Below are 26,169 nucleotides of genomic sequence, written 5' to 3' on the forward strand. Positions count from 1 at the left end.
CTCCTCCTTTCTATTCAACGAATTCCCGGGAACCGACAGAGACGATCACCGCATGAAAAAACCGGCCCTAATGGCCGGCTAACGTTTGACTGTGTGTGTCTTCGGTATGTCCTCTTGTCTTGATTCCCGATGATATAATCTTACACCCTAATAACGAATGCGTTGCCGGGGAAATGGACGATAAAAGCAGAGACTAGGGATGATGTTGGGAGGTTTTTAGAGAACGTGTGTTCCTATTATAAAAAAGGCCTTGATCCCTGTTATTACAGGAAATCAAAGCCTTTAGGAAATGATATTAAATTATAAACGAGAACAAATGGATAATTATTACATCACCCCGATTTTCGATCCGCGCCCTTCTGCAAGCCTGCCAAATTTAAAACGCCTTGGTCCGCCAGCGCAAGCGCCATTTTGTAAAAAGCACGTGTGCGAAGCTTCGTATACGTATCCTTGCTGACTGGCGGGTCTAACACGTAATTGTAAACCTTGTAATCAAACACATCGTCATCCTTTAAATAACGTTCACGGATGAGCAGCTGTTCGCGTTCATTCAAGCGACTCACTACGGCATCCACCATTTCGCAGTAGGCCAAGCGGGCGGCAGGAGCATCTACATTATATACGGCTGTCCGGGCCGTTGGATCGCTTGTCACATTTGTTGGGCCGTTCGGTCGATCCGTATAGCCAGCAGTAATAAAGCTCTCCCGATCCATAAAAGTAATCGTTTTATAAATCCGGTATTTCTCAAACACACCCTCCAATGCATTCTGCGTTTTGCGACGGTCCAATTCGGGTAAGTTATTTCTCATGTAAAGCAACACTCCTTATCTTATGCCTTTTGACAATGATGTATTTTTAAATGAAGATTTTGCAAAATCCTCAAATAGAAAACGTTCATGTTTACATTTTGTTCCCCTTTTGTTCGTATCTTGAGTATAACATAACATTATTTAGGATAGGTATCCATCGTCAAAAAAAGCAGTATAGCTCCAAAAACAGGATATTCGCTTTATTTTCCTATGCCTTTTGGCATATTACGTGCTTTTACTATTTACCTAATGGTATAATAAAACCAATATCTATGATTCTCTTGCAGAAAGGAGCCTCCATTGTGGAACAGCCAGCATTCGGAACTTACTTAAAGCAGCAGCGTGAGCACAAACAATGGAGCATCAACCAATTGGCAGATGCTGCAGGTATTAGCAATTCACAAATTTCCCGCATTGAAAATGGACTGCGCGGAATCCCCAAACCTTCCACTCTCCGCAAAATAGCGGATGCGCTTAGCGTATCCTATACCGAAATGATGAAGGCCGCCGGATATTGGGGAGACGATGATTCAATGGAGCAAAATCAACATGAACTTTATCGTTCTACTGTGCCAGAATGGGCAACCTCCAAAGACCGCCGGGATTTTAAAAAAATGCTGGAGGAAGACGACGAATTAATGTTCGATGGTATTCCGCTGGATGAAAAAGATCGTCAACGGATCAAGGACGTGCTGACAGGTCTGTTCTGGGAAGCCAAGCAGATGAACAAACATAAAAAGCCCAAAGAGCCCCGAACGGGCAAAGATCAGGGATAGCAGGTGATCGTATGAACGAGCTTATTCACAAACTTGTCCGAAAATACCGTACCAACTGTCCCTTTGATATTGCGAAAGCTCTGGGTATCCATATCCGATACTGCGATCTAGGCCCCACAACCAAAGGGCTGTATTACCACAAGTTGCGTAGAAGATTTATCGTTATCCACAATGGCCTCACACCCGAATGGGAACGGTTCGTCTGTGCGCATGAATTGGGACATGACCGACTGCATAAAGGCATTAGCCGCTTTTTTATGGAGGAGCACTCCTACTTTTCCCCAGGAAAATTTGAACAGCAGGCCAATCGGTTTGCCGTGCTTTTGTTGAGTGAAGGAAAACCGCCACTAGCTGACGAAACGTTGGATCACTATTTACCCCGGATCGGGCTGCCCAAAGAGACTGCCCTTTTTTTTGATCACAAAACAGAACGCTAGTTCCCCACCCGTAGGTTACTGTTTATTACTTCCTCTATAATATAGGTAACTAGACGATGGGTTTAACAACCGATATATCAAAAAATTTTAGTGCTTTGATATAAAATAGAAGTTATTTTTACAATCATCTGATAAAATGTGGTCGTAAGCGGTTTCTCTAATTCATTCATTTTATGGGAGGTTGAAGGAACAACATGAACTCATGGAAAAAACTCTCGTCGATCCTGACGACTGCCGCGCTTTTACTTGGGTGTCTCGGTACAGCAGCAGCAGACCCAGCAACCCATGTGGGAACAGCGGGAACGGCAACGACTCCAGTCAGCGGTAAACACATCACCATCCTACATACGAACGATACCCATGCCCACGTGGTCGCGAATGACAAGGAAATGGGATTCGCCAAGCTGGCGGGTATCATTGATCAGTACCGGGCTTCTAATCCCAATACACTGCTGCTAGATGACGGGGATACCGTTCATGGAACGACCTTCGCTACTTTGGTTAAAGGTGAGAGCATTGTGAAAGTGATTAACAAGCTGCGCTATGATGCTATGGTTCCGGGTAACCACGAGTTTAATTATGGTTGGAAGCATCTTGTCGAGCTAAGTAAGGAAATTCAGTTCCCTGTGCTCAGCGCCAATATTAAACAAACAGACGGAACACGTTTGTTCAAACCCTATGTTATTAAAGAAGTGGACGGCGTTAAAATCGGTATTATCGGTCTGACTACGCCAGAAACAGCATATAAGACGAATCCCAAAAATGTGGAGGGTATTCAATTCACCGATCCTGCGGCTGAGGCCAAAGCGGCTGTTGATGAAATCCGCAGCAAAGTAGATGTCGTTGTTGTTCTTGGTCACCTGGGGCAGGATGCGTCTAGTAAGGACACCAGCCTTAAGGTTGTTAAGGAAGTGCCTGGCATTGATATTTTCATCGATGGACACAGCCATACCGTACTGGAAAAAGGCTTGGTTAGTGACAATGGTACATTGATCGCTAGCGCAGGTGAATACACCAAGTATTTGGGTGTTGTGGACTTATGGGTTGACGGCGGTAAGGTTACGCAAAAGCAAGCCAAGCTGATTGATTCGACTCAAGCAGTGGACGTTCAGCCCAACGCTGAAATTGCTGCATTGATCGCCTCCATTCAGAAGGACCAGGAACCTATTCTAAAAGAGGTTGTAACGCAAACAAGTGTGGATCTGGAAGGAGCACGCGAAAAGGTGCGTGCAAGTGAAACCAATCTCGGTGACCTGCTCACCGATGCTATGCGTGACGTTTCGGGAGCAGATGTGGCTTTAACGAATGGTGGCGGCATCCGTGCTTCCATCAAGACGGGAACGGTAACCAAGGGAGACGTCATCACAGTGCTACCTTTCGGCAACCAGATCGTTACCCTGAAAGTGAAAGGCTCTGACATTCAGGCCGCACTGGAAAATGGTACAGCCTCCTATCCAGAGCCAAGCGGAGGTTTCCCACAGGTATCAGGTATTTCGTTCAAAATAGACACATCAGCAGCCAAAGGGAGCCGCGTTCATTCCATTCTGATCGGCGGCAAGACACTTGATCCTGAGGCAATATATACACTGGCCACCAATGATTTTACTGCCGTAGGTGGTGACCAATATACGATGTTCGCTAAATATCCACAGGCAGGTATGTTCGGCTCGCTTGATGAGGCGTTAATCCGCTACATGCAAAAGGTGGGCTCCGCTAGCCTGCAAGTACAAGCAGACGGTCGCATTCAAGAAGCCAAGACTGATGGTAAAATGTCTGTCCCTGCCGCACAAGCTGTGCCATCTGCTACAACCGCAACACCCGCACCTGTGCAGGAAAAGCCGCAATCCGTCTCTACACCGGCTGCAAAACCAGCGCCCGCAAAACCGGCACCGGCAAAGTCTCAAACAGCTAAGCCACAGCAGACATCCGATTCTGCACAAGTTACAAATAGCCATGTATATGTTGTGAAATCCGGGGATACGCTGTATGACATTTCCCGCAAACATGGTACCACCTGGCAGCAGCTTCAACAGTTGAATAAGTTGAAGAATCCTCACCGTATTTATCCCGGACAAAAGTTAGATCTCCCGGCCTAATTCGATAGCTAGCAAAGGCAGCATCCTAGTAGTTCCGGATGCTGCCGTAGGTCAGGCGTTTATAGATATGCGATAGTCCAAGCTCATTTGGACATCGCATATTTTTTTTAAAAGCAAACCTTTTAACCGCTGACAAGTTGTGAACCGAGAGGTATGATGGAGAAGAGTCACTCGGGCAAGAACATTCGTCCCGATCCCCATCGGGATCAGTTATATGTGTGGAAGGAGTCCAGAAATGCAATACATTATTTACGATCTTGAATTTACCGTTAGTCGTAACGCCAGATATTCCTCCGAAATCATTGATATCGGTGCCGTCAAAGTTGTTCAGGGAGACGATGGCCTATACGTTGCGGATACGTTTCACAGTTTTGTAAGACCCTCGAATCGACCTGTACTCTCTACTGATACCGTTCAGTTCACGGGTATTACTCAACGAGACATTGATGCCGCTCCACTATTTCCTGAAGCTGTGAAGGAGTTCATAGCCTGGCTCGGTACGGATTCCCCTTATTATTTATGCGCATGGGGCCCGGATGACCGTCAGAAGCTGGTATCCCATTGTCGTACCCATCATGTAGATCTCGGATGGATTCATAATACAAATGATATACAGAAGCAGATTTCCCGTCTGCTTGGTTCCAATGGAAAGTACCGTCAGTTGAGCCTGTCTCAGGCGCTGGAATTGTGCAACATTGACTTTGACGGTCAACAACACCGGGCACTGGATGATGCCGTGAACACCGCTCAGGTTTTCATGTACCATTTTGATCGTATTACATTAGTTCATAATGCTGCTGACGATGAGGAAAGCCGTGGATCGAAGCTCGTCTACTCCTCACCTGAAGAAGAGCAGGAACAGTACAGTCCTTTTGGCAATCTCGCCAACCTGTTTAAGGACCGTTAAGCGGATAGCTCCCCGGCCCGTTCCGGGGGATCTCCCCCTGTTATTCTTAATTTCCTGCCTTTTTATCGAAATAGAATGCCCCCCAGGTCCGCAGCATTTCTTGCATTCGTTTGCGGTACCGTAAAGGCTCCAGGATCTCGGCCTCAGCTCCATAGGAAGTGAGCCAATCCAAAAATTCACGGTCATGATTGACCGTCACCTCAAACAACAAACTTCCATCCGGCAAATCCTTAAGAAAAGGCTTGATGAACAGTTCCTCTTCTTTGACCCGATATACAGACTCGGCAGAAAAACGTACCACAAACCGGATATTCTGATTTCCTTTGGTCACCGACCAGGTCCCTTTAAAAAACATTTCCATTTCAGTTGTATTTTTTTGAAACGTATACGGCAAAATTCTCATGTTCCGAAATCGGCTGATCCGAAAGGTTCTCATCGCGGATTGCTTGTGACAAAAACCAAGCATATAGAATCGCCGATCCTGCGGAACCAAACAATAAGGATCCACCTGAACGAGTGAAACATCTTCATTTTGAGGCGAACTGTATTCCGCTTCAATGGTCTGCTGCGTAAGACTCGCTAAAACAATCAGCCTGAGCAGATAGGGCTGGTTTTCCCGATCAAGTGTCGAGCCGAGCCGGACAATATTTTTCATTTCCTGCGCGAAGCTCGTCTGTTCCATCTTTTTTTTCTGACTAGAGGCCATCACTTTCTCATAAGCACTTTCAAAAGCTGGCGGTAAAAGAGGCTTTACCGTTTCCATAATCTCTCCCAGCTTAGTAAAAGCCTCTGCCTCTTCTTCCGTCCAATTCAGAGGATACAAAGCGAAATTGCTAATAAAAATGTACCCCTTGCCATGCCCCATATTCGCAATCGGTATATGCATAGCGCTTAGCGCCTCCATATCTCGGTATATGGTACGTTCTGATGTTTCACAACGTTCGGCAAGCTCTCTTGCCAATATCCCTGGATTTGCCTGAACAATAGTAATAATCCGCATTAAACGTATCAACCGATCAGTCAAGGAAGTCTCTCCTTTACAAAAAGATAGTAAATTAGACTCACTATATTACACAAATAAACTAGCATAATTGCCTATCTCAAAGTATCATTTTCAGTAAAATGAACATCTTCTAGCGATATTGCCTTATTGAAAAAGACTTTAGAACTATACGCTGTAAATGATACAAAAGTACCACTCCATTTATTACGTATAGCCAGAAGCAACTCGGCTTCCTGCAGGTAGTCCATATCATCGCTTCTTGCTGCACGTATAAGTAATTCATCTGCTTGTCTGGTAAGGATGAACGCCCCTTGCTCATATTCCCCTTTCTCGTACATACGCAATGCCTTTTTTACAATAGGGGACGTCTCATTCAGCTTTATGTATTTTTCCACCTTCGGGTTGGATGGAATGCTCAGCAGACCAAGATGATGCGTAAAATGGATGTAGAGCTGGTCTGTCCGGATCATCGTTCGCTTTTCCTGCGATGGCTTGCGCCAGCTCCACTCCATCATTCCAATCGTATGTCTTCCGGACGAGTGAGCCGGTATAGAAAACGTCAAAATAGCCTGTCTATATTTTCCCCGCCGTACATCACCACAGTGAACAAACATGCTATCTCCGTTTTCCGAGCGTTTAAAACCGAGCCTTACCCCTTCAGCTTTTAATAGACTTACCCCGTTTTCTGGAATGAACTGGAGTTGAAGGTCACATCCCGCTGCTTTCGGTATTAGATTTCCTTTTCTTTTACGTTTAGCTCCATAGCCCCATTCTATCAGTAGATTTACTTGTTTGGACCCATTCGCAGATATAGACTCTTTGTCCCATGTGTACGTTACATTGAGCATTGACTTCACCACTGGTAAATTCCCCCTAAAAGAACATGTAACTCTAAATTAACAGTGTTATCTGACACTATATTGTCAGGGAACGTATGTTTGATTGTGAAAATTATACATGGGAATCTTTATGAAGGGGGACCTAGTTTGGTAAATAACATTTTAAACCATTTGAATTACATGAACGCGCAAAAATAGCCCGGCGTATGCCGGGCTATTTTATAGTCTACTTCTATACTTAAACTTATGAGATTGTAGTTTCTGTTAAAGAAACATTCGTTTTTGTGCAAATATCAGATATAGGGGCAAAAGTAGTACTATCTACGACGAGATCCTTTGATAACGGCTTTCCATTTACAGTGATTTTTAAAGTTTTATAGTTTTGTTCTTTCTCATTCATCTTGCAAAATCTCCTTCTATATTAATTTTTAATATATTTCAGTTTATATATTCATATTTAAGACCTGATCAGGTGCGGATCGTTCTTTACTCGTATGCTAGAAAAAATGCCGGAATGTTGCCGCTTCCTTGATATACCCGTTTTTTGGTACACTTAAACTCATATATCGACTTTTTTTGAGATCATTTTCTCCGTATTTATCGTCCGTTTCTTCAAAAATCTGCATCCGTATCGTTATATTATACGTAACCATGTCATATGGGTAATGATCTATATCATCTAACATCTTGGTTTATCAAAAGGGGGAACATCTCTTGGCACGACCAACTTGTCGCTTTGCTTTGTATCGCCGCATTGTCTGCGCTGCTATAGCACTTTTGTTTATTTTTGGGATAACTCGTGTACCCGAAGTACATGCTGCTTATTGGGATGATGTATATCAGGGCTTCGAGCAATTTTCGCGGTTACCTGGTGATGTATATCAGCTCAAGGAAAGCTATCGACAAACCCAGGAGGATCTGGAAAAGGCCCGTAACAGCTTAGAAGCCTATCAAGAGCAAAACGCCCAATTGCTGGAGCAAAACCGCAAGCTGACTGACACAGTCACAGAATTAAAAAATCTTCAAACCCAGCGCGATCAGGCTTCACATCGAAATAAATTGCTCATTATCACAGCTATAATTCTGCTGGCCGGTTATTTTATGGGTATCCGACTGTTGCGTTACGGGATGCGTCGACGTTCGGGAAGATACTAACTGTCTGAAAGGATGAAAGGTCTGAATGGACATACAAGCAGGACAACACCATGATGAAAGCGTCGGTTCGGTCGTAACGCTCGATCTGGCGGAAGGAGAAAAGCTGCACGTTCTGCATCCGCAGCAAATCATCGCATACCGCGGACCCAGCTCAGGCCGCAGTGATAAACTGATGAATATTAAGGGCATGTATCGCAAACACAAACTGATTCAGGCCGATTTCACAGGAGCTTGTCGCCTAATTGCTGCACTTCCACCTGGCTTTAGTCTAAAAATGATTAAGCTTGAAGGAAGCGATGATCTGTTATACGATTTTCGCAACCTGTTCTGGTACAGCTCCGGTATCCAAATGCGTACTAAGCTGCTAAGCATGAAAAACATGTTGTTTAGCCGTGATGTTATAAAAATGAAATTTGATGGTGTGGGTCAAATCGGTCTTTTGACGCAGGGATTGGTGTGTCAGGAACAGCTTCATCCGACAGAACCGATATATGTGGATGCGAGCAGCGTCATTGCCTACCCCGAAAACGCCCATCTGGAGTTGACCGTGTACGGCAACCATCTGGCCAGCCAGCATATGAACTATCATTTTAAAATGACCGGACAGGGTACCGTACTATTCCATGCCGGGGAGCATCATCGGCGGCTCCAACAGGATATGAACGACGATGGCGTGATCAAGCGATTTTTAAGGGAAGTCATTCCATTTGGTGGAGTGTTTATCAAATAGCCCTGCCATGCTATAATGACAATGCTAAAGCCGTCTGTCCTCGTGGCAGATACTAATGAAGAAAATCCATGCGTCATGCATGGGAGAGGTTCGCGAACTCCCTCTATAAAAAACTAACGATGCTTTGTCCTCCGCAAGAAAAATGATTTCTCGGGGCAAGGCCTGTTTTTTGTTGAAGTCGGTTCAAGAACTCTCCTTCTTCCAAGTGACAAGACTTGTGTCTTGCACCATTCCAAGAAGATCGAGAGGTTTTTTTATGTTTGCAAACGAAAAAGCAGTCGTCGTATTCAGCGGCGGCCAAGACAGCACAACCTGTTTATTTTGGGCAAAAAAACATTTTGCTGAAGTAGAAACTGTGACGTTCGATTACGGTCAACGCCACAAGCAGGAAATCGAAGTAGCCGCTGGAATCGCCCGCGAACTGGGTGTTCCGCAAACGGTACTGGATATGAGCCTGCTTAATCAACTAGCCCCTAATGCCCTCACACGCACAGACATTGACATTACTCAACAGGAAGGCGAACTGCCTAGCACCTTTGTAGACGGTCGCAACCTACTGTTTCTGAGCTTCGCGGGAGTTCTCGCCAAGCAAAAAGGAGCGCGCCACATCATTACAGGCGTATGTGAGACGGATTTCAGCGGCTATCCTGATTGCCGGGATTCCTTTATCAAATCGCTGAACGTCACACTGAATCTTTCGATGGACTATCCCTTTGTGATTCATACCCCGCTTATGTGGTTGAACAAGGCCGAAACTTGGCACATGGCCGATGAGCTGAAAGCTTTTGAATTTGTAAGAACACGTACACTAACGTGCTATAACGGCGTCATTGGCGATGGCTGTGGCGAATGCCCTGCTTGCAAACTTCGCCGTGCTGGACTGGAGCAATATCTCGCGGTGCGCGGAGCTTCATCCCAAGGAGTTGAAGGTCATGCGTGAGCCAGGTACCTTTCGCATTGTCGATAAGCTCCAAGAGTTCGGGACAGACATTGAGCGCTCTCAGCTGCGTTATCACCGCAAACGTGTACTCGTCAGCAAACAATTTACATTCGATGCAGCACATCATTTGCACTGCTACGAAGGCAAATGCAAAAATCTGCACGGACATACCTATATCGTCGTATTTGGCATAAGCGGCATACCGGGCGAAACGGGTCTAACGCTAGATTTTGGTGACATCAAAACGATCTGGAAAGAGCGGATTGAGCCTTTTCTGGACCACCGTTACTTGAATGAGACGCTTCCTCCAATGAATACAACGGCGGAAAATATGGTCGTCTGGATCTTTGAACAAATGGAGTCAGCCTTGACCTCGGAGGCATACTGCAACCGTGTCGAAGGTGGACGTACCGAGTTTGTACGGTTGTTCGAGACACCTACCAGCTACGCCGAGTTCCGACGGGAGTGGATGCTCGATGAGTAATACCGTGACTACTCACCAACCCATGACAGCCTCCCACGGCACCCAAATAGCCCCTATTCCCGTACTGGAGGTGTTTGGTCCCACTGTTCAGGGCGAAGGTATGGTCATTGGTCGTAAAACGATGTTTGTTCGTACCGCAGGCTGCGATTACCATTGCTCGTGGTGCGACTCCGCCTTTACCTGGGACGGCAGCGCCAAGGATCAGATCCGTCGTCTGAGTGCCACGGACATTTGGCAGGAGCTGAAGGCCATCGGCGGCGAACGCTTTTCGCATGTGACCCTTTCTGGAGGCAATCCTGCCCTGCTACCGCAGCTTGGGGAGCTAATCACCCTGCTGCGCAGTCAAGGCATTGCCACCGCTGTCGAAACACAAGGCTCCCGTTGGCAGGAATGGCTGTACGATATCGATGAGGTAACCCTATCCCCGAAACCGCCCAGCTCGGGTATGATGACCAACTGGGATGTGCTGGATGATATTGTCGCCCGTCTGTCAAACCGGAAGAGGGCTAGTGAGTCCCAAGCGACGTCCCACGTCGCAATCGCAACAGACTTGAAGGAACCCGCTAATGAATCTGCGCGGCTCTATACCGGAGCTTGCAGCTTGAAGGTCGTCATCTTCGATGACACCGATCTTGCCTATGCCCGCACTGTTCACGAGCGCTATCCACACGTACCGCTGTTCCTTCAGACGGGTAATCCAGATGTAAACACGGAGAATACCGGACAGATAGCGGAGTCTCTACTCCATCGTTATGAATGGCTTATCGACCGTGTCATGGACGATTCCCTACTAAACCATGTAAGAGTACTCCCGCAGCTCCACACCCTCGTATGGGGCAACAAACGCGGCGTATAACACTTATATGTAATATATTCCGTATGCGCTGTATGTGATACACAAAGGAGAGCATTACTCACTTCTATCCCAACCTACACGTTAAACGAGTAGGACTTTATGGTGATGACGGCGGTCGGCAGCGAAGCGGAGACTCAAATCATTCGCGGAGCGACCTCCCACCACCATAACTCCCTCTCTCTTTTACCAAACCAACTTACTTTAAGGAGCCTTATCCATATGACCGGAAGAACACCCGAAGAAATGACCGATGTTACCCTGCTTGGCAATCAAGGCACACAATACACTTTTGCCTATGATCCCGCCATTCTCGAAAGCTTTGATAATAAACATCCCTATCGGGATTATTTTGTAAAGTTCAATTGCCCGGAGTTCACCAGCCTGTGTCCGATTACAGGACAACCTGATTTTGCAACCATCTACATCAGCTACATTCCCGATATTAAAATGGTAGAAAGCAAATCCCTTAAGCTGTACCTGTTCAGCTTCCGTAACCACGGCGATTTCCATGAAGACTGCGTCAACATCATCATGAATGACTTAATTAAGCTGATGGACCCTCGATACATTGAAGTATGGGGCAAATTCACGCCACGCGGCGGTATCTCTATCGACCCGTACACCAACTACGGCAAGCCAGGAACAAAGTATGAACAGATAGCGGAGCACCGCATGATGAATCATGATATGTACCCAGAAAAGGTTGATAACCGTTAAGCTAATAACTCTTCTGACATAGCGTAAATATCAAGGGGTTGTCCTAAAGTCATCAAATGACTCAGGGACAACCCCTTCGTTTTACTGAAAGGAGACTGTGCACGCTTGTGGCATTACACATCCAGATCAAATCTTGATTTTTTATATTCATACGGTGTTTTACCCATAACTTCTCTAAAAGCTTTTCTGAAAGATTTCTCGTTTGGAAACCCGACCTCGTAAGAAATTTCTGTAAGTGACTTATTAGTTGAATCCAGTAAATCGATCGCCTTCTCCAAACAAAGAATTTGCTTGTATTCGGTAAACGTCTGGCCTGTATATTTATGAAACATTCGCGACAAATAAGCCTCCGAATAACCGCAGATACGGGCCGTTTTGGCCAAGCTAATATTTTCAGTATAATGCTCTTTAATAAAGTCCATGATTGTCTTTATCTTTTGTTGCTTTTCACTGAATACTTCCGGTGGAATGTCTGTCGTCTGACTAAAATGATTGACAAGCAAATATTTCAGTTCAATAATTCGGCTTTGCTCTAAAATGTAGTCGTATTTGCTTTTGGAAATATGTAGATCATATATATCCATAAACAATCCTCTTAATTTAGAGATTATAGGTTCTTCAACTTGTTTCTCTTGCGTGTTTAAATGGATGATTACTTGTTCATTGGCAAAGAAAGTGTCTGGAAATTGCAGCACTATGACCTGGTTCTCCGTAATGCTCTGCGTGGAATGCGGAACATTGCTGTTAATGAATAGCGCATCCTTTTCCATCAAAATAGTTATTTTTCCTTCATGCCACACCTTTAGACTTCCACTTGTACAGTAGATCAACTCCATATTGCTGTGAAAATGCATAGGAATGACTCTTTCTGTATCTCTGGATTGGAACATAAAAAGGTTAATCATTTTTTTTCTGTCTATTTCGATATGTTCATATATTTTTTTCATCACCACACCTCATCAGCCAGCCATGAGTAATTCATCTGTATTCTATATTAAGGCATAAACTCTTATACTAATACTCATACTATACCGATAGTAAAATGCCCGGACAAGCAGAATCTATTCAACGGACCAAAAATAAAAAAGAAGGCAGTTCTTCCCGCAAACGGGATAATGAACAGCCTTCCTTAACCTGCTTGCAACCCGGCAAGCAAAAAAATGTTACCCTACACATTCCTGCAACTGATACATTCTAACTTCTCCTACATTGTCTCCTGCCTCAAGTAATACATTGCTTTGGTCTGCATCTTCTATGAAATAACGCAGGGAAAACACTTCTTCACCCTCATTCACAAAGATCTCCAGGCTTGAGCTTTCAATGAATATTTGCATTTCTGCAAGCTTATTATTTAATGTTGCTCTTCTGTACTCTCTCTCGCCAGTCAACCAGTTTGTTCTCCAAACGGTCAGACTGTTTTGTTCCTGATCATAGTCAATTTGCACAGCATCCCTTATGATCATCTTAAAATTTTCTGTCAGTAAGGAAAAATCAACAATTAGCTCCGCTTGTGTAGAAGGCAGCACCCACTCACTACTACTTTGAATTTCCCCTTTGTAATGCATGCCATCCAGTCTTAACAATTGTAATTCCGGCAATGGTTTCTGGTACAACACACCGTTCATCAGCACAACTTCTCTAGGAAGTGTTAATGCATGAATCCAGCCCTCTTGAATGGTCGGGACAGCCCTCTCCGCTTCCTCATTCATGGCGCTCATCCATCCGAACATAATGGTTCTGTCATTAACTTTGAATGATTGTGGAGCGTAAAAATCAAATCCTCGATCAAGCTCTTTAAAATCGGAAAGGTCCCCGTTGAATTTGCCTGTATTCGATAATTTGCCAACCATATATCCCGATTGATTAGGATTTTTATAATATTCGCCTCTCTCCGGTAAGCCCTGAGGAGAGAAAACAAAAACATCGTTTTCGGCAAATTGAAGTACATCCGGACATTCCCACATATATCCAAATTGATGATCATGATCAACAAATGATCCTTGGCATTCCCAATCGGACAAATTTTCAGATTTGTAGATAAGCGTATCTCCAGTCAAATCTTCTCTCTGAGCACCAACAATCAACCACCAGTTCCCGTGTTGGTCTCTCCATACTTTCGGATCTCGAACATGCCTAGTGTAACCTTGGGGATGCTCAAACAAAGGGCCGATTTTTTGAAAATACTCTCCATCCTCCGAAATCGCGGCGCATTGATAGCTTTCTTTTACTCCATCATCTCGGATTACATTTCCTGTATAAAACAGATACAGCTTTTCATTATGAACAATGCCCCCGCCCGAATAAATGCCATCCTTGTCATACCATTCCGAAGGCTCCAGCGCGACACTTTTCCTTTGCCAGTGCACCAGATCGCTGGAAACAACATGGCCCCAACATTTATTTTTATGCTCAGTTCCTTTTGGATTCCACTGATAAAACACATGATATTGATGATTGAAATAAGCAAGTCCATTAGGATCATTGAGCAAACCGTAAGGAGGGGTGATATGATATTTCAGGTTATACGCGTCGCTTTTATTCATGCTCATCCTCCGGTAAAAAAACAAAACTAAAACTCAGCAAAATTTCCTGCGAGCTTGACCCGATATAAACATCAAATTCACCGGGTTCACTTTTGTATTGCATTTCACGGTCATAAAATTTAAGCATTTCTTCATGAATTGAAAATTCAACATTTTGGGTCTCGCCACTTTGCAAAAACATTTTTTTAAAGTCTTTTAATTCTTTCACTGGTCTTGCAACACTTGCAAATTTATCGCGAATATATAATTGGATCGTTTCCTTTCCATCATAAATTCCAGTGTTGGTGACAGAAATACAGATATCAACTGACTCATTTTTCTTCATTTCTTTTTGGCTAATTGTTAATAGGCTGTATTCAAATGAGGTATAGGATTTGCCATAGCCAAATGGATACAAGGGTTCATTCACTTCATCTATATATCGGGATGCAAACCGATAAGAGCCATTTTCCTTTAAATTCGGTCTGCCTGTATTCAACTCATTGTAGGACATCGGAATTTGTCCCACGCTCCGTGGAAAGGTCATGGCTAATTTCCCCGATGGATTGACTTCCCCATACAGTATATTGGCCAGTGCTTCTCCGCCCATCGTTCCTGGATACCAGGCTTGAACAATAGCGTCCACTTTTCCGGCTACTTCGGTAAGAATCAAAGGTCTTCCACTATAAACGATCAGAACCGTCTTTTTGCCCAGTAAACTTAATTCATGGAGTAGTTTCATTTGCGGCTTAGGAAGCGTCGGGTTCGTTCGCGATCCCCCTTCTCCGCTCTGATAAATACTTTCTCCCAAGGCGAGGACAATGACATCCGCTTCGTTAGCATTTCGGATTGCTTCGCGCAGCAGGGCCTCCTCATCGACTGTTTCAGCAGCCAGCTTGTCCGCATATTTGCCAAGGGCTTCTCTTGCATTAGCAGGAAGCATGTGCGCCCCTTTGCAAACCGAGAGATTGTCGGGATCAACATGCTTTAATAATCCCATTTTCAAATTGACGGTATCCGCCTCATCCCCCTTAATGGCCCACATACCCAGGGTGGAGTTTTCATCTGCGTAAGGACCGATTAAAGCTACTTTGGTATGTTTAGACAATGGCAGCAGTTGATTCTCATTTTTCAGCAAGACGACGGATTCTTCAGCCAAGGACAGCGCGGCTTTTTTATGTTCATCTGACAGAATGCTGTTTCTCGACCGCTGAACGGTTTCCTGTAATCCGCGGAACGGGTCCTCAAACAGCCCCAAATCATTTTTCAGCTTTAGAATACGGTATACCGCTTCATTCAACAGCCCCAGCATATGCTCGTTATCAGATACTACTTTCTCCAATTGATTGGCGTATACTGCTGTCTTCATATCCACATCAACACCAGCCAACAATGCCAGCCTTGCGGCGGAAGCCTCATCTTCGGCATAACCGTGCATGATCAGTTCTTCTATAGTGGCGTAATCCGAGATCAACACACCATTAAAATTCATCTCTCGTCTTAGCACGTCGCGGTTAAGCCACTCGTTTCCTGTTGCAGGAACGCCATTCAGGGTATTAAAGGCCGTCATAACAAGCTTTGCCCCCGCCTCGATTGCAGCTTGATATCCTGGCAAATAATATTCTCGCAGCGTGTGCTCCGACATATCCACGGCGTTATACTCACGTCCAGCGACAGGTGCCCCATAAGCGGCAAAATGTTTGACGCAAGCGGCAATTTTATTGGCTGGTATGATATCCTCCGAGTTTCTCCCTTGGATCCCCTGAACCATGCTTTCAGCATATTTCTTCGCTAGCAAAGTATCCTCTCCAGGCGATTCCATCACCCGCCCCCAACGAGGATCTCTAACGATATCTACCATGGGGGAAAAGGTCACGTGAACACCTTCGTCATAACATTCCTGGGCAGCAATCGAACCTGCATGTTCTATACTCTCATAATTCCAACTACATGCTTGTGCAATCGGAATCGGGAAGATGGTTCGATACCCATAGATAATATCTGCCATGAACAGCAGCGGAATTTTATGAATCGATTTTTCCAAATAATCCGTTTGCAGTTGGATAATTTTTTCTGGATTAGTGATGTTCAATATGGAGCCTGTGTTATATATATTGTAGCCGGCGTTTAACCCTAATTTTTTTAAAGGACCCGTCACAACAGTGTCTATATCCCCTTCAAAAAAATCACCGGTCAGTTGGATGAGCTGGCCTATTTTCTCTTCTATTGAAAGGCTGTCCAATTTCTTAAGCAATGTGTTGTTGTCCATGATTCTCCCCACATCATTTTATTTGTGATCTGTTTTTTCTTTAAACCCAAAGATCCACGTTAGTGCAAATGCCACAGCAAAGCCGATTACACAAACTAAGATATATATGAATATCTGATTGTTCAGGTACAATAACATTCCCGGTAGGGCTGTGATTGACATGCCCGTTGCTTGAACATTAAATATACGTGCGAAGAAACCGCCAACCGCTCCGCCAATCAAGCCCATCAAGAACGGTTTGCCATATCGAATGTTCACCCCAAAGATAGCGGGTTCTGTAATACCCAATAACGCAGACAAGGTAGAAGGATACGCAATGGATTTGGTTTTTACATTTTTAGATTTTAGACCAACAGCCAATGCAGCACCCGCTTGTGCGCAAATCGACGCTGAACTGATCGGGTTCACCATATTCCAACCATTGCCTACTAACATCTGTATTTCAATCAGGTTTAAGGCATGGTGCAGTCCGGTAACTACAATAATCTGATTGATGCCACCGTAAATAAATCCGCCGATGCCGTATGGTAATTTTAAAATGGCGGTAACACCCATTAATATTAAAGTTTCCACCTCGTGAAAAATGGGACCAATCACGAACAATCCTAATACCAGTGTTATTAATAATGTCAGAAACGGTGTCAGAATTAAGTCCAATGCATCCGGGACTGATTTTCTGATTTTCTTCTCCAGCATCGCCCCCACGACACCTATTATGAAAGCAGGCAGAACCGAGCCCTGATAGCCTGCAATTTTAATGAATCCGAAAAACACTAGTGGTTCCTGAACTTTTTGAGCGACATCCCAAGATGTAGGCAACGAAGGACTTACTAACATTAATCCAATCAATATCCCCAATAGTGGTGATCCACCAAACACCCGGAAGGCCGACCAACATACCAACACGGGTAAAAATGCAAAAGCCGTATCGGTCAATATTTGCGTAAACAATATGAAATTCGCAGAAATATGATCAGGTGTAAGTCCAAATAACTGGAGCAGTGCAGGCTGAGTTACTAAGCCTCTAACTCCCATGAATAATCCTGTAGCTACCAATGCAGGCATAATCGGAACAAATACATCCCCGAAAACACGGATCATTCTTTTGAAGCGATTATCACCTTGAGTGGAGGCCATCTCTTTCAAATCAGCCTTTGATGTAGCAGATATGCTTTGGCCAACCATGGCATCGTATACTTTATTTACAGTACCGGTTCCAAAAATAATTTGATATTGCCCAGAGGTAAAGAAAACGCCCTTGGCCTTATCAATATTTTCAATAAATTCATCATCAATAATTTCTCTATCTTTTACAATCAGCCTCAGCCGTGTGGCACAATGTGCCATGGAAATAATATTGTCTTCTCCGCCAAGCCCTTTAATGACATCTTGGGCTATTTTAACGTATTCTTTTTCAAGACTCATCAGTCTCTTCCTTTCCTCTGTTCCTCTTAGTTAGTCTGAATCATTTAAAACTTTTGATCAAATATGCTTCTTAAGAATATCATGACTGCGCTTTCAAACAGCGGGATTATTTTACTACATTAAGGTCAAATTTTGACCTTTTTATATCCTTAATTATAAATGCATACTAGCAACTGGTGCCTGATGAAACAATAAAGTGCACCCTAGAATACACAATGGAATAACCTTCTGGTTTATTCCCATGTATTTTAAAGGTGCACTTCAATTGTTGTATAGAGAGTTACTTACGTTTTACTTAGTGAATTTCAACTGAGCACTGTCAGCTGTATAGATAACCTTCACTTTATAATTGCTTGGTAAACCTACCGTTTCAATGGAAGAAAATGCTCCATTTCGTTTAGCATAAGTTAAGATCGTAGCACCATTAGCCGGCACATATTTGTTAGAAAAGTTCAGGCGTAATTTTCCGTTGAGTATGGCTGTTCCCTTTATTTTGAGCACATCATTTTTAGTGCGTAGGTTAAGCTCAAGTGTTCCCTTGGCAGATTGTCTGTAATTTCCGCCAATAATCAGCTTCCCAGAAGCATTTTTAAGAAGAGTTCCCCCGTAATTCGTAATTCCGCCACTTCCGAAAGCCGTGTCCGAAGTTCCCTCCAAAGTACCTTGGTCGATCTGTGTACCGCCGGAATACGTATTGTTGCCCATTAGTTTCAACGTACCTGTTCCCTTTTTAGTCAGCTTTCCAACACCAGATATATTATTGCGCCAGCGATCCAATGCATTGAAACCACCTTTGGAAGCGTCCATATTCACCGTCACATTATTGGCGAAAGCACCGTAGCCATCCGCAGCGGAAAACAAGTTCAATCGTCCCCATCCCTCAGCATTATCAAGTACAGGATATCCGGAAGGAATTCCCGTGGTAGCCAAAACCCAACGACGTTGTGTGCTATCCAGGTAAGGCAAGCGTGTCTCCAATAGTACCTCAGCTCCCTTAGGCACTATCATAGGCGTCGCGGTTGGATTAACCTGACTGAATCCGTATGTTAATCGTTGATTATAATTTTTTTTGTTTGTGGCATAATTGCTGAACCGATCTGGAGCTGTACCTTTTTGAGACAGCAGTTGTTTACGAGCATCCTGATAAGCCGCTTTCTTCAAACTGCTATTGGCTGGATCAGACAGGATAGCAGCAGCCATCGCTGTTGCCATGACACGCCCTCCCATAACATCAAGCGGGGAATGCATACCGGCAACAACACGGTTATTGTCCAGCTCCGAAGCTCGCGTCAGCAGTTCTTGATAACGCTCCGGCACGGCGTAGGCCATAGCAATAGAACTGAGATACGCAGCATTGGTATGACCGCTAGGAAAGCCGCCATCGCTAGTAGCATCAGCTTTGAGAGCGGGAATAAGGCTCGGAACAACTACAGAGTTATCGCTCCAGCGAAACGGGCGAGGATAGCTAAAATAAGACTTAGCCGGGTTCGTCGTAGAGTATTCTCCACGCAAGGTATTTACCAGATTTACGATGTTGCCGAGATTGGAGCTTGTACTCCCAGCATTCGTTCCCTCATCTTCGTATTTCTTAGTCAGGGCATCTGCCGGAATGTCGTTGATTGTTGTCGTGGCACCTGCATTCTTACGATATACATCAGTGAGCGAACCCAGCCCGTCGATCACACTGTAGCTCTGGTTTCTGCGATCATCCAAATAAGCCGCATTGGCCTCACTGGAAGTGCGACGGGCAGCGATATCAATCACTTTTTGAATATTGGCGTCCAGCACGCTGCTGTTTAGCTTGGTACCTGTATCCCAGGTAGCGCCGGGAGTCCAAAGCTTATTAAATTCGGAGAGCAACCCGAGGGTCGGATTAGAGCTTTCCGTCTTATTTGCAGAACTATTATTTTTATAATGATCTACGAAATATCCCCACGACGGTTCTGTTGGAGTTACCGCTGTTGGTAGGGTTGCTGCACTCGCATAACTTCCACCCAGGGAACCTAGAAGTAAGGGTAAAGATAGTAATGCAACTGATAATGGTTTCCTTAGCGATTTCATTCTCAAATCAGATCCTCTCTTCTCTTGTGCTCTTCATACTTTCTCTACGGAGCTATTATCTATATAACAAGATATATGACATAAAGAATCATATCTTAAGTTTGTTAAATTAAGAGCTTAGTTTTGTTAAATGAAAAAAAGGCATCTCAAGATTCGTATATACGAATCTGGAGATACCTCTTTCAAACCGTTATAGAAAATCAGCTACCCTACAGCCATACTTCTATGACTTTGCCATTTACGAAGGCTACTGCCTTGAAATAAAGACTACGATTGCCGTATACCCAGGCTTCGACTTGAGTTCCGTTTGAAGCAGCCCCCTTTTCTCTGACTGTTGGGCTTCCCCATGCGAACTGCACCTGCGTCGTATTCATGCCCAAGCTTACCTCGTTATTTTTAATCTTGTTCCAGATGGCTTGCGACCATTGGTATTTCTTGTACGGATCGTAAGTTAGAAATTGATCGGAATCAGACAGCATTTGTGGAATGCGTGAAGCTCCGATAATGGAAAATGTGTCATAAGTTTCGCCATTAGCCCCCTGGAAAATAACTTCGTAGGATTTAACACCGTTCGGGTCTGTGCTGACTTCGATGTCTTTAACTGTTACCTTGCCAAATCGCTCTCCAGCGTTATAGAAGTTATTGACCCAATAGGTTTTGCCAATTAATTTGGACAGACTACCCAGATCAATGGCTTTGATAATTTTAGCCGTTTCCGGCGTCTCAATGACCAGCTTGGTAGCGCCCACAGATAATTCGCCTTGCTGACGGTCACGATTCCATTTGAATCCGCCCAACTTCAGATCGGTCAGTAATGTTCCCGGGAATACAACCTGTCCGTTAACCGTTTGAACCTTGCCCTTCAGTGCAACAGGTTTACCATTCACTATCGCGGTGGAACTCCCTTTTTGGAGTACGATATTGTTTTTACCCAGCTTGATCGTAAATGCCTGGTTTGCCACGGTAACAGATCCACCCAGCGTCTTGAACACAGACTGCACAGGCAAATACACACTGCCGTTTAGTATAGCCGCCCCAGTCAAGGTTTGGTCAGACGATACCTTTAGTGTAAAAGAAGAGGGTATACCTTCGTTCCGCAGAGATACGGCTGTGCTGCCAATGCCCCTTACTTTGAGTGTACCGGAACCATTCTGCTGTAGCTCAGCAACCTGCGGTTTCTCCACTTCAATCTCACTAGCTTCGGGATGACGTGTTAGTCGATAACCGTTCGAATACGTCTCTTGTACATTTAATTGAATCGTATCGCCGATGGCAGCCTCTTTGGAGGTCGTCAACAAGGACATACCCGTTAATGTAGGCAAACTTAGCGCAGTCGTGGTTCCGTCCTTATAGCCGACCCAAGAGCCATCCTTTAATTGTGCAAAAAGTTCGTCAGGCGAATCAACCAACCTTGCAACATTAGATAACCCGCTAAGTTGCACCGCAGGATATTTTTTCAGCCGATCATAGCTCCATACCGTCCCGTCGCGATGTACAGTAATCAAGACATGTGTACCTTTTTTCCACAATATCGAAGTAATATCACTTCCCACTTCACGTGGCGGTTCATTGGTCAGCATATCCAGCATCGTGACATGACCATCTTCCTTAAGTATTGCAGCATACGCCGTACTCATTTTGATATCAAGCGCACCATCTACATGACCTATCTTGCGGGGCTTAGATTCTGCGTACCCTGTGGAATACCATACATCACCGGATCGAGTAAGAACCGTAAAGTAGGTACTTACCTTATCACCGTCTATAGCATCCGATATTCCCTCGACCTGTTCTCTTCCCCAGGAGATCGTCCCATCGGTTTTAATAGCCAGACCCTCTCCGGTAATCTCCTTTACTCCTGAAGATTGGGCCGTCACTTTTGGGTCGGAGTTATCATCCCAGATGGCTACCTTCCCGTCCTCAGTCCAGCCATAATAACCTTGACTCTTGTCTTTGCTGCCTGTAATGCCCTTCAAATTCAATTTCTCAATAGCCGGGCCATCTATACTCTTTCTCCATAAAGAACCATCATCCAGTATGTAGTTATTCCGGTCGATCACGTCTATAATTTTAGCATTTTTCCAAGTGTTGTTCGTCGTTACATTTGCCGCTACTGCTGTTTCTCCAGTGTTTAACGTAGTTCCCACCACCGCTCCACATACCACGGATACTGCCAGCAAAATCATCCCTGCTTTTCTCATCGTGATTCCCCTTTTCTATCTCTATTTCCATATCAGTAACTTGCATAATTCCATTCCCAACGCTCAAAAATACAATATATAAACGAACTAGATCGCTTCGATCTCTATATTACTGATTTGAAAGCCTTTTTGGGATTGATACAAAATACTCACATATATATCGGTTTTGAGGATGGTAAATGTTTGAATTTCGATATGCCATTTTAGAAATTCTAACTAAATGGAGCAATGAAGAGTATCCAGCAGGATGGGCAAGCAGTAATGAGTAAAGGTGGCCTTCATCCCACTTTCAGCCATTTGCTGCAAACGGATCGCTTCCTATATCTTAAAATATACATACATATTCGGAGGTTGCCATGACTAGTAAATCCGCTACAAAAAATGAAACGGGCCAATCGCTCCCCCTCCCAGGGCCGCAAGTGAAAGGCACCGTTTTTGCGATTCTGATTGCGATCAGTTTCGTCCATCTGTTCAATGACTCGATTCAATCGGTCATTCCAGCGATCTTTCCGATCTTAAAGGAATCTATGAGCCTGAACTACACGCAGATCGGCTGGATTTCATTCGCGATCAATTTTACAGCTTCGATCATGCAGCCTGTGATTGGCTTGTTTTCAGACAAACGGCCTACGCCCGCTATCCTTCCCATCGGCATGGGCTTTACGCTGACTGGCATGCTGTTGCTCGCCTATGCTGCCGATTATAAAGCGGTGCTGATCGCAGTCATCTTTGTGGGTCTGGGCTCGGCTGCCTTTCACCCTGAAGGCTCGCGCGTATCCCATATGGCGGCCGGGCCGCGTCGGGGATTGGCACAATCCATTTTTCAAGTTGGCGGTAATGCGGGCCAATCGCTGGCGCCGATGCTCACGAGCTGGATTTTTATCCCGTTGGGACAATTTGGTGCGATCTGGTTCACAGGTATTGCGGCAGCGGGAATTGTGGTGCAATCGTTCATCGCACGCTGGTACGGTAACGTCCTACGTACAGAAGGCATTGCACGCAAAAAAGCGGTGGCACGCCGCATGAAGCCCGAAGTGCGTAACCGCGTTATGTTTGCCATGATTGTCCTCATTCTACTGGTATTCGTCCGTTCGTGGTACTCGACCTCGGTCGGAAGCTACTATTCGTTTTACCTGATGGAAGTATTTAAAATGCCATTGGCTGATGCACAGCTTTACATTTTCCTGTTCCTCGGAGCTGGAGCGCTGGGCACCTTCTTTGGCGGTCCGCTCGCGGACCGTTTTGGTAAACGCAATATGATTTTTCTGTCCATGGTATTAGCTGCACCACTCGCGCTGGCACTACCTTATGCTAACCAATTCTGGACGGCAATCCTGCTGGCAATTATCGGATTTATTATGCTGTCTAGCTTTTCGGTCACAGTCGTATATGCACAAATGCTTGTGCCTGGTAAAATCGGGACCGTGTCTGGTCTAATTACGGGCCTGGCTTTTGGCCTTGGTGGTGTGGGCGCACTCGTACTCGGCAACTGGATCGACAAAGTAGGCATCACCCACATCATGTTCCTATGCGGCTTTTTGCCACTGCTCGGCATCTTAACCTTCCTGCTTCCTACAGATAAAACCCTGAACCGCTGGGCGGAAGAAAATGGAGCCGAAGTGTAACAGGCTAACGTGTGGCGGCCATCCTGGCCGCTGCACACCTTTATAGCCAACTAACGTGATTCCTCACTCTCTACTTCTGCCAAACGCATCACAATCCGACGCTTCCGATACAGCATTTTCCCTGCTTCAGCTACATCACTAATAGCACTTCGATTCGCGATAGACCCGAACAAAATGCCCGCAATCGGGACCATTTGAAGCAGCTTTTTCCATCCAAACTGGTCACGATAGGTGTTAATAACCTCTCTCCATCCCTGCATCTGGGAAAACACCTGTGCCTGACGTGAAGGATCATCGAACAAAGCCAGCTCCTCTAATACGGCCTTCTTCCCCACAATATCGGATGAAGCAAATTGCATACATTTAATAATAAAAATGCGTTCCTGCTTATCATAGGGATTAAAGCCATAGCACAAGGCTATTTCCTGAAGCACTTTGAGCGACAAGCCGAGCAAAAGAGGAATATCCGCCGCAATCGTAAACACACCGCCAATCCCCGTTGTTGCTCCCTGAGCGGTGGCAAAGGTAATGCGAGCCGATGTCATATCGTCGGCAGTCCGATTCATGATGGTTAGCGGGAGCTCAGCCGCCTGCTTCAACTCCCACATAGGTTCGACACTATGTTCTGAATCAACGTTTTCCCCGGCACGAGGCAGGTCCTGCGTATCCGAAGCGGAATCTGCACCATTTTGCTGAATGACATGTTCATAGGCCGTCTTTTTCAGCCTGTTCAGAACCATTTCTTCCTTCACCAAATATTTGCCGCCGTTCTGAATGAAGCTACCCAACTCGTTAAGGAGTTGCTCCAGCTTGTCTTTAATGATTTTGGGCGTCAGCCGATCCAGCAACATAAAAGGCCATCTGCCGATTTTTTCCCAGAAAAAAATGTCCTTCTGTTCCTTCTCCCATTTTTCAATATTCTTCAACTCATGACGCAATACGTCCTGGCTTTCCCGATATTCTGTAAGCTGCTTCATAAGCGTAGACGTCTCCTTTTGACTATGCTAGTTTATGTATGGGTAATACGTAAGCAAGGCGAGTTCAGGTTTCTTTTTTTAGCAAACTAGATGATAAAGAAAGTTAAAAATCCATACAGATCGGAGTGTAATGATGAATAATGTAGAGCTTGTCCCTTACCATTGTGGGCATGATGCCATTTTACATACCTTCTACTTACCTGAGGAGCAGAAGCAGTTTACTGGAATGCCGGATGAAATGCTCATACTGGCCAAGGAAGATCCGCACCGCCATCCTGTCGTGATTACGGCTACTAGAAGACCCGTTGGATTTTTCATTTTATACAATGGGGATGAATTAGCGGACTATACGAATACTTCTGAGGCACTGCTGCTACGCGCGTTCTCTATTCATTACGCAGATCAGGGACAAGGATTCGCCAAAAAAGGGCTGCTTCTACTACCACAGTTCATCGCCAGACACTTCCCACATATTCGCGAGATTGTACTGGGCGTCAATGCCCGTAATCTGTCTGCCCAAAGTCTGTATCGCAAATGCGGCTTTATAGATGAAGGTGACACTAAAATGGGTCAACACGGCTTGCAGCATATTTTTAAAATGAGCCTATAAGAGGTTGTTCAAAAAGTCGTCTTTCCATAACGAAGCTATTCAAGAAGCGGATTCGACGTCGAATCTTGAATTCAGCCGGGCCTTCCGTTGCTCACGTAGATCTGTCTACGCTCCGCTACTCTGTCCCTAGCTTCATCCAACCTTCTCGGTCCTGAAAAGCCGTTTTTTTGAACACACACTATAAGTTAACCTCGATAGCCCTCGCCCAAATAGAAAAGCTTTCGGCACCAACGCCGAAAGCTTTTATCGTTAAATCTCACCAATTGAAAAACTCAATTTGTAATTACCAAACTTCGTAAGCTCATCCAGCATGGTATTTAACTCTGTCTGTGAGGACATGCGCACCCGCATCCAATAACAGCCCTCCCCACTCACCCGGTGGATTTCAACAATATAGGGATGCTCTCGTGCAAAAGCCTGGAAAGCACTGTGAGTCGTTCCTGAATTCAAAAAAACCGTAATAAAGGCATGAATCGTCTGTCCAATTTTTTCAGGGTTCCAGCGCAGCGTATAGCCTTCGATAATGCCCGCATCCTGCATTTTTCGAACACGCGCCCCTACGGCTTGGCCTGTCAAATGAACAAGCTGGCCGATCTCCTTGTGCGATAAAGAGCTGTCTTCAATTAAATGATGAAGAATGCGCAGATCGGTGTCATCAGGTACGAATAGTTCCATAGTTATTATTTTTCCTTTCATGATGAAACGAGAATGCTAGTTTTCCTTTCAGCAG

General features: G+C 44.9%; 24 protein-coding genes and 1 riboswitch. Of the genes, 12 read left to right on the forward strand and 12 right to left on the reverse strand.

Going from position 1 to position 26,169, the window contains the following annotated elements; translation table 11 throughout:
* Positions 1–332 precede the first annotated feature (332 nt).
* Entirely contained in the window at positions 333–809 is a 477-nt protein-coding gene (locus ACEN8J_RS16490; RefSeq protein ID WP_165144578.1) for an ArpU family phage packaging/lysis transcriptional regulator, read from the reverse strand.
* A gap of 302 nt (positions 810–1,111) precedes the next feature.
* Here ACEN8J_RS16490 and ACEN8J_RS16495 point away from each other — a divergent pair, with 302 nt between their 5' ends.
* The 4 genes from ACEN8J_RS16495 (at position 1,112) to ACEN8J_RS16510 (ending at position 5,025) form a co-directional block, all read left to right on the forward strand.
* The gene (locus tag ACEN8J_RS16495) at positions 1,112–1,585 is read left to right on the forward strand and encodes a helix-turn-helix domain-containing protein (protein ID WP_039269479.1); all 474 of its coding nucleotides are present in this window, start codon (positions 1,112–1,114) and stop codon (positions 1,583–1,585) included.
* Between the two features lie 11 nt (positions 1,586–1,596).
* Positions 1,597–2,022: an ImmA/IrrE family metallo-endopeptidase gene (locus tag ACEN8J_RS16500; protein WP_029516155.1), complete on the forward strand. Its 426-nt coding sequence runs from the start codon at positions 1,597–1,599 to the stop codon at positions 2,020–2,022.
* Positions 2,023–2,216: 194 nt separating this feature from the next.
* Positions 2,217–4,118 carry a 5'-nucleotidase C-terminal domain-containing protein gene (locus ACEN8J_RS16505; RefSeq protein WP_495593730.1) on the forward strand — a complete coding sequence of 634 codons (1,902 nt, stop codon included), beginning with the start codon at positions 2,217–2,219 and terminating at the stop codon, positions 4,116–4,118.
* Between the two features lie 235 nt (positions 4,119–4,353).
* A complete protein-coding gene (locus ACEN8J_RS16510; protein ID WP_029516153.1) occupies positions 4,354–5,025 on the forward strand; it encodes a 3'-5' exonuclease in 672 nt (223 codons plus the stop codon).
* A 46-nt stretch (positions 5,026–5,071) separates the two neighbouring features.
* Here the strand turns inward: ACEN8J_RS16510 and ACEN8J_RS16515 are convergent, their stop codons facing one another.
* From ACEN8J_RS16515 to ACEN8J_RS16525, 3 genes are all read right to left on the reverse strand, one after another.
* Positions 5,072–6,049 (reverse strand): helix-turn-helix transcriptional regulator, encoded by a 978-nt coding sequence (locus ACEN8J_RS16515; RefSeq protein ID WP_029516152.1) that lies wholly within the window; start codon positions 6,047–6,049, stop codon positions 5,072–5,074.
* Between the two features lie 71 nt (positions 6,050–6,120).
* Complete coding sequence (locus ACEN8J_RS16520; protein WP_029516151.1) at positions 6,121–6,888, reverse strand: hypothetical protein; 768 nt, start codon at positions 6,886–6,888, stop codon at positions 6,121–6,123.
* Positions 6,889–7,111: 223 nt separating this feature from the next.
* A complete protein-coding gene (locus ACEN8J_RS16525) occupies positions 7,112–7,267 on the reverse strand; it encodes a hypothetical protein (RefSeq protein ID WP_165144572.1) in 156 nt (51 codons plus the stop codon).
* A 314-nt stretch (positions 7,268–7,581) separates the two neighbouring features.
* Here ACEN8J_RS16525 and ACEN8J_RS16530 point away from each other — a divergent pair, with 314 nt between their 5' ends.
* The 6 genes from ACEN8J_RS16530 to queF all read left to right on the forward strand — a co-directional run bounded on the left by ACEN8J_RS16530 (position 7,582) and on the right by queF (position 11,749).
* Complete coding sequence (locus ACEN8J_RS16530) at positions 7,582–8,022, forward strand: hypothetical protein (RefSeq protein WP_069011543.1); 441 nt, start codon at positions 7,582–7,584, stop codon at positions 8,020–8,022.
* A 25-nt stretch (positions 8,023–8,047) separates the two neighbouring features.
* Positions 8,048–8,752 (forward strand): AIM24 family protein, encoded by a 705-nt coding sequence (locus ACEN8J_RS16535; RefSeq protein WP_069011542.1) that lies wholly within the window; start codon positions 8,048–8,050, stop codon positions 8,750–8,752.
* A gap of 79 nt (positions 8,753–8,831) precedes the next feature.
* Positions 8,832–8,875, forward strand: a riboswitch (PreQ1 riboswitch).
* 133 nt (positions 8,876–9,008) lie between these two features.
* A complete protein-coding gene (gene queC, locus ACEN8J_RS16540) occupies positions 9,009–9,692 on the forward strand; it encodes a 7-cyano-7-deazaguanine synthase QueC (protein ID WP_025720578.1) in 684 nt (227 codons plus the stop codon).
* Positions 9,685–10,176, forward strand: a complete 492-nt coding sequence (gene queD / locus ACEN8J_RS16545) for a 6-carboxytetrahydropterin synthase QueD (protein WP_318627003.1) — start codon at positions 9,685–9,687, stop codon at positions 10,174–10,176. The genes queC and queD overlap by 8 nt, the downstream gene beginning before the upstream one ends.
* Complete coding sequence (gene queE / locus ACEN8J_RS16550) at positions 10,169–11,032, forward strand: 7-carboxy-7-deazaguanine synthase QueE (protein ID WP_459760065.1); 864 nt, start codon at positions 10,169–10,171, stop codon at positions 11,030–11,032. The genes queD and queE overlap by 8 nt, the downstream gene beginning before the upstream one ends.
* Positions 11,033–11,251: 219 nt before the next feature.
* Complete coding sequence (gene queF / locus ACEN8J_RS16555; RefSeq protein WP_029516147.1) at positions 11,252–11,749, forward strand: preQ(1) synthase; 498 nt, start codon at positions 11,252–11,254, stop codon at positions 11,747–11,749.
* A 113-nt stretch (positions 11,750–11,862) separates the two neighbouring features.
* Here queF and ACEN8J_RS16560 read toward each other — a convergent pair whose 3' ends face one another.
* From ACEN8J_RS16560 to ACEN8J_RS16585, 6 genes are all read right to left on the reverse strand, one after another.
* A complete protein-coding gene (locus ACEN8J_RS16560; protein WP_029516146.1) occupies positions 11,863–12,696 on the reverse strand; it encodes an AraC family transcriptional regulator in 834 nt (277 codons plus the stop codon).
* 216 nt (positions 12,697–12,912) lie between these two features.
* Positions 12,913–14,292 carry a glycoside hydrolase family 32 protein gene (locus tag ACEN8J_RS16565; RefSeq protein ID WP_495593731.1) on the reverse strand — a complete coding sequence of 460 codons (1,380 nt, stop codon included), beginning with the start codon at positions 14,290–14,292 and terminating at the stop codon, positions 12,913–12,915.
* The gene (gene bglX / locus ACEN8J_RS16570) at positions 14,285–16,540 is read right to left on the reverse strand and encodes a beta-glucosidase BglX (RefSeq protein WP_495593732.1); all 2,256 of its coding nucleotides are present in this window, start codon (positions 16,538–16,540) and stop codon (positions 14,285–14,287) included. Before bglX ends, ACEN8J_RS16565 begins: the two co-directional genes overlap by 8 nt.
* An 18-nt stretch (positions 16,541–16,558) precedes the next feature.
* Positions 16,559–17,965, reverse strand: coding sequence for a sucrose-specific PTS transporter subunit IIBC (locus ACEN8J_RS16575; RefSeq protein ID WP_322251256.1), 1,407 nt, complete (start codon positions 17,963–17,965; stop codon positions 16,559–16,561).
* A gap of 291 nt (positions 17,966–18,256) precedes the next feature.
* Complete coding sequence (locus tag ACEN8J_RS16580; RefSeq protein ID WP_495594553.1) at positions 18,257–20,026, reverse strand: acid phosphatase; 1,770 nt, start codon at positions 20,024–20,026, stop codon at positions 18,257–18,259.
* Between the two features lie 209 nt (positions 20,027–20,235).
* Positions 20,236–22,227 (reverse strand): stalk domain-containing protein, encoded by a 1,992-nt coding sequence (locus tag ACEN8J_RS16585; protein WP_341038948.1) that lies wholly within the window; start codon positions 22,225–22,227, stop codon positions 20,236–20,238.
* A 356-nt stretch (positions 22,228–22,583) separates the two neighbouring features.
* Between ACEN8J_RS16585 and ACEN8J_RS16590 the strand changes: the two genes are divergently transcribed.
* A complete protein-coding gene (locus ACEN8J_RS16590; protein ID WP_029516140.1) occupies positions 22,584–23,852 on the forward strand; it encodes an MFS transporter in 1,269 nt (422 codons plus the stop codon).
* A gap of 50 nt (positions 23,853–23,902) precedes the next feature.
* Here ACEN8J_RS16590 and ACEN8J_RS16595 read toward each other — a convergent pair whose 3' ends face one another.
* A complete protein-coding gene (locus ACEN8J_RS16595; RefSeq protein WP_495593734.1) occupies positions 23,903–24,829 on the reverse strand; it encodes an EcsC family protein in 927 nt (308 codons plus the stop codon).
* A gap of 133 nt (positions 24,830–24,962) precedes the next feature.
* On the opposite strand from ACEN8J_RS16595, the gene ACEN8J_RS16600 reads away from it, so the two are divergent.
* Positions 24,963–25,439 carry a GNAT family N-acetyltransferase gene (locus ACEN8J_RS16600; RefSeq protein WP_340887069.1) on the forward strand — a complete coding sequence of 159 codons (477 nt, stop codon included), beginning with the start codon at positions 24,963–24,965 and terminating at the stop codon, positions 25,437–25,439.
* A 249-nt stretch (positions 25,440–25,688) separates the two neighbouring features.
* Here ACEN8J_RS16600 and ACEN8J_RS16605 read toward each other — a convergent pair whose 3' ends face one another.
* Positions 25,689–26,114, reverse strand: a complete 426-nt coding sequence (locus tag ACEN8J_RS16605; protein WP_039269466.1) for an Lrp/AsnC family transcriptional regulator — start codon at positions 26,112–26,114, stop codon at positions 25,689–25,691.
* Positions 26,115–26,169: the final 55 nt, after the last annotated feature.

The organism is Paenibacillus sp. Paensp38 (genome assembly GCF_059491915.1).